The sequence below is a fragment of the Coriobacteriia bacterium genome (assembly GCA_013336165.1).
GTDB lineage: Bacteria > Actinomycetota > Coriobacteriia > Anaerosomatales > JAAXUF01 > JAAXUF01.
Genome location: JAAXUF010000025.1, coordinates 1 through 3,372 on the forward strand (window position 1 = coordinate 1; position 3,372 = coordinate 3,372).

Consider the following 3,372-nt stretch of genomic DNA (forward strand, 5'->3'; position numbering starts at 1 on the left):
AGAGACGAGGGTCCCGGCTGTGGTGGAGCGCACGATCAGCCAGGTGGCGACGCCTGCGAGTACGAGGACGACGGCAAGGGCGATGATGGTCTTGGATCTCTTCGACACGGTATGAGATACCTCCTCGACGGGGCACGCTTCTTGCCAAAAAATAGGTCACAACGTGTGGTACCCAAACTTGCACCGCAAATCAAGCCACGTCAAGTGAGCGAATCGGCCACTACCAGAGCCGGTATTCACCATTACGCTCCTCGACCACAGCAGGAATGTCGAACAGATCTCCCAGTGCCTCGCCCGTGAGTAGCTCGCTCTTGGGGCCATCGGCGACAATGACGCCGTCGCGCAGCATCACGATGCGATCGATCTCGGGGACGATGTCTTCGATGTGGTGGGTCACGAGCACCAGCGAGCGCCCACCGTGAGCAAGCGTGCGCAGGGCTTGGCGGACATGGTACGCGCTGTGCGGATCGAGACCGGCGCACGGCTCGTCGAGCACGATTACCGCCGGGTCGTGCACAAGCGCCCGTGCGAAGATGACCCGCCGGGCCTCCCCCGTCGACAGCGTCGTCATGATTCGCTCGGCGAGGCGGACAACCTCGAGTTCGCCGAGCGCTTCCAGCGCGCGCTGCTCCTGCTCCCGTGTTGGCGTGCGGTGGTGAGGCACGCCGAGTGCTCCAAAGAACCCTCCGAGCACCACCTCGCGCGCGGTCAACCTCACGTCAGCCTGCTCCTGCGCATCGGCCGACACCACGCCGAGAAGCTTGCGCGCGTCTTCGAGCGCGATTCGTTCCTGACCGCAGAAGAGCACGGGTGCGGGCGCGGTCCACAGCGGAAGAAGGTCACGCGTGAGCAGCTTGATGAGCGTGGACTTTCCCGCCCCGTTGGGACCCAGAATCGCCAGCCGCTCGCCCTCACGGATGCTGAAGCGCTCGATGGAGAGGATCGCGCGCCCGTCGCGCAGGACGCGGGCGTTCGAAAGTTCCAGAAGGGGCACAGCAGGGGCCTGCATGCAGTCGTCCTCTCACCATGGGAGCAGCATCCAGCTTAGCGCAGCGCGACGAGACGCGAAACGCGAGCGCCCCGCAATCGTTAAGCGGGGCGCTCGCGTCATGAGAATCCTGTCGAAGACTATCCGGAGTGCCTCGCTTTGCGCATGAATGACGGGACTGCCTCGGCGGCCATGTCCTTCAGGATTCTTGCGCGCGCCAGCGGGTCGAGCCCCGCCAGATGCTCTCGCACGATCTCCTCGGCAGACGAAATCCTCGTCGACCGCCGAACAATCGCGCCGCCACCGATCACCGCGAGTCCGGAAAGCACGAGCACCGCGGAAAGCAAGCCCGAAAAGAACCCGCGCCTGCCTCGGACTGCACGCATCACCATAGTGGCGACACCTGCGCCTACGAGCGACATTCCTAGCGCGCCGTCGACCAACGGACTGACTGCGGTCTCGGCAAACCGGGCGCGGATCACCTCTTTGCGCTCGTCCCAGTCTTCAGTTGCCGCCCATTCTTCTTCAAGTGTTGTCATGTCGATCACCTCCATTCCACGACAGTACCTTCCCTCTTCTCGGCTGCTGAAGACACGCCTCTCCGCGAGAAGGGAGTCTAGAGCCCGTCGTGGAAGTCGCAGGTGCAGTGCGTTCCGTCGCAGAACGGCTTGTTCTTCGACTTGCCGCATCTGCACAGTGTGACGCGGTTTCGCACCTCGTAGGCTTCGCCATCGGCCGACTCGATCTGTATGCCGCCGCGAACCCATACAGGTCCGCTGACCCCCATGTGGGGATCCTGCACGAAGGCGATCGAGGGGGCGAACTCTGGTTCGATGTGCTCGCTTGTCGCCTTGTCAACCGCCGTGTAGCGGCCCGATGGGCACTGCGCGCACTCCTCGATAACGGTCTGAGCAGCGGCCGGATCATCGTCGTACACGATGATCCAAGCCTTGCCGGCCCGGTGACAGAAGCGCGCCTCGGAGCACAGCGCAGCCGCATCCGCCATGTCTACAATCGGACCCTCGAGCAGCACGGACTGCTCGCTTTGAGGCGCCCGGCTTGCCGTTTCGGTTCCGTCGAAGTGCGCGGCTACGTGCGATCCGTCGCAGAACGGCTTGGTCTTCGACTCACCACAGCGGCATAGCCCACACCGCTCGCGATCTTCCAGACGCACGTCCTGCCGCCAGTCAACCGACTCACCGTTCTCATCGGCAACGATGGTCTCCTTGGTGAGGGGGACCCCGCCGCTCACAAGATAAGGGCCGTCCTTGACGATCTTGATCTTCTGTCCTTGAGCAGGCTGCATGTCTGTCGCTCACTCTCTGTCTGTTCAAAGATCCCTTGTTGCAGCGATTCTACGCCATGCCGCCCGTTCGGCTCTCGTGTTAGAGAGAAGCCACAACTGGATACGCTTTCCTTTACATCGGATGAGAGGAACTCCCATGCAACTCGAGGGAAAAGTCGCCGTCATCACCGGAGCCGCATCCGGAATGGGCCGCGCCATGGCATTGCTCTTCGCACGCGAGGGGGCCAAGATCGTCGGCGCCGACTGGCATGCCGAGCCGCTCGAAGCTGTTGTGGCCGAGGTACTCGCCGCCGGTGGCGAGATGATCGGCGTCCAAGGCAACGTGGCCGACAGATCCGGTGCCGAGATCATCATCGACACAGCCGTCTCCAAGTACGGACGCGTCGACGTGCTCTGCAACAACGCAGGGGTCATGGATCTGAACCAGGGGGTCGGCGAGCTGACCGACGAGATGTGGCGACGCGTGATGGGGATCAACCTCGACGGCCCGATGTTTCTGACCCGCAAGGTCATCCCGCTCATGCGCGCCCAGGGAGGCGGCTCCATCGTCAACACCGCCTCGGTTGCCGGTCTCGGCGGAGGCTCGGCAGGTGCCGCCTACACCACCTCGAAGCATGCGCTGATCGGCCTGACGCAGAACACCGCATGGCGCTACGCGCTCGAAGGCATCCGCTGCAACGCCATGGCGTGCGGCGCGGTGGAGACCAACATCATGCAAAGCGTGGACATGGCAAAGATGGATCCCGAAGGAACCGCACGGGCCCGTGTCTATCAGGCAGCTATTCCCGGAATGCTGAAGGCCGATGAAATCGCCGAGCTCGCGCTCTTTCTCGCATCCGACAAGTCACGCCACATCAACGGAGCAGTCATCCCCATCGACGCGGGATGGTCAGCGGCATAGGGGCACATGACGCTGGCGCAATGTCGCGACACAAAAAGGGGGTCCGCAGCTGTGAACTAGACCCCAAAAGCTGGACGGCTTAATAGGGGTCTCAAGCGGCGTCCACGGACTGGGTCCGGAATTGTTCCGGGCTCAGCCCTTTCAGTTTCGGCTGGTACCTCTTGGTGTTCCAGTAGC

General features: G+C 63.0%; 5 protein-coding genes. 1 reads left to right on the top strand and 4 read right to left on the bottom strand.

Annotated elements, in window-relative coordinates; all coding sequences use genetic code 11:
* Positions 1-220 precede the first annotated feature (220 nt).
* From HGA39_09765 to HGA39_09775, 3 genes are all read right to left on the bottom strand, one after another.
* A complete protein-coding gene (locus HGA39_09765; GenBank protein NTW29629.1) occupies positions 221-1,009 on the bottom strand; it encodes an ATP-binding cassette domain-containing protein in 789 nt (262 codons plus the stop codon).
* A 119-nt stretch (positions 1,010-1,128) separates the two neighbouring features.
* Complete coding sequence (locus HGA39_09770) at positions 1,129-1,527, bottom strand: hypothetical protein (GenBank protein NTW29630.1); 399 nt, start codon at positions 1,525-1,527, stop codon at positions 1,129-1,131.
* 77 nt (positions 1,528-1,604) lie between these two features.
* A complete protein-coding gene (locus tag HGA39_09775) occupies positions 1,605-2,294 on the bottom strand; it encodes an iron-binding protein (protein NTW29631.1) in 690 nt (229 codons plus the stop codon).
* 136 nt (positions 2,295-2,430) lie between these two features.
* Here HGA39_09775 and HGA39_09780 point away from each other — a divergent pair, with 136 nt between their 5' ends.
* Complete coding sequence (locus tag HGA39_09780) at positions 2,431-3,195, top strand: SDR family oxidoreductase (GenBank protein NTW29632.1); 765 nt, start codon at positions 2,431-2,433, stop codon at positions 3,193-3,195.
* Between the two features lie 91 nt (positions 3,196-3,286).
* Here the strand turns inward: HGA39_09780 and HGA39_09785 are convergent.
* Positions 3,287-3,372, bottom strand: an 86-nt coding sequence (locus HGA39_09785; GenBank protein NTW29633.1) for an IS3 family transposase, incomplete at its 5' end; no start/stop codon positions are given.